Origin of the sequence: Flavobacterium collinsii (assembly GCF_902804485.1) — a bacterium.
GTDB lineage: Bacteria > Bacteroidota > Bacteroidia > Flavobacteriales > Flavobacteriaceae > Flavobacterium > Flavobacterium collinsii.
This window is the reverse complement of the sequence record NZ_CADCST010000031.1, coordinates 1-1,260: the sequence shown is the minus strand read 5'-3', so window position 1 is coordinate 1,260 and position 1,260 is coordinate 1. Positions and strand designations below refer to the sequence as shown.

The 1,260-nt window shown below is 30.8% G+C and carries 1 protein-coding gene; it reads right to left on the bottom strand.

Annotated features, from left to right (window positions below; genetic code table 11):
• On the bottom strand, nt 1-1,145 hold a 1,145-nt coding region (locus FLA105534_RS00190), incomplete at its 3' end, for an IS4 family transposase (protein ID WP_173964038.1).
• Between the last annotated feature and the right edge of the window lie 115 nt (nt 1,146-1,260).

The following is a 1,260-nucleotide window of genomic DNA, read 5'->3' as shown; positions in this document are numbered from 1 at the left end:
ATAACAAACCTTCTTTTTGCAGTTTTGTAACCTAGATTATTTGCTTTCTTATAAATTAAGAGTAACATTGCTACAATTAGAGTCATATAAATCATGACTTCTATCCCATTTTTACTTAGCGATACAAGATGGCTTACATTTAGTTCTTGTTTGATAAATCTAAAAAATACTTCTATATCCCATCTTCTTCTGTAATAGTCGGCGACTTCTTTTGCTGTAAGTTCAAAATCGTTAGTAATAAACCAAAATATCTTTTCTGGATGCTTTTTATTTTTTACGATTACAAGCCTGAATTTTTTTTCAATTTTTTCTTCCCTATGGTGTATTTTTCCTCGTTTGTTATTTACTGGAATACCCGTATAAAAGTTTACAATACTATCTTTTACTAATAAATTATCTCCAAGATCTAAATCCTGTTCTTCTTTGATAAGTGATTCTGTTTCTTGATGTTTGCGATTTTCTTTAGACCTGATAACAAATTTGACATTCTTTTGTGAAAAATCTTTCATAACCCGAGTTGATTGAAGTCCTCGGTCAATAATGTAAATATTACGATGCCCAATGTCCTTTTTTACTTGCTTTAAAATCGCTTCAGGAAGAGCATTTTCCTCAGAAGAATAGCTCTGAGTATTGAATATTTCGACTCCGGCAGGAAGAATTCCATCAAAGGAAATACTGAATTTTATATTTTTCTTACCAGTCTTCATGTCTATTCCTTCTTTGAGTTTTCCAGCTGCTTCTGAAACAATTGTACTATCTACGCGGATTAAATTATATTTATCTCTCTCAGGCTGACTATAACTTTCAGAGAAATGATTATACATATATTCAAAAATCTCCCTGAAATAACCAGAATCTATCTTTGAGAGCCTCTCTGAGATAGAACTTCTTCTAACGGTTTCTGATTCATCCAAATTAAAAATGGTTTTAAAGCCTGAATAATTAAAAGTATCTTCCAGTGTCCGCTGGCTAAGTTTTTCATTGTCTAGAATAGCATAAAGAAGCAGGTAAAATACTTTTTTCCCATGAAGTACTTTCGAATAATGATCCACTTTAGTATTAGTGGATAAATGGGATAAGAGAGCTTCAGGTATAAAACCTAATAGCTCATTAACAGATACTTTGTGATCTTTAAAAGTTGTCATAGATTACTGGTTTACAGTAATAAATATAACCAGAACTATTATTTTAAACAAGAAATATCTCGTTAAATAAAATAGATAAAGCAAAAAAAGTCGGAAGATTTTTCTTCCGACCACT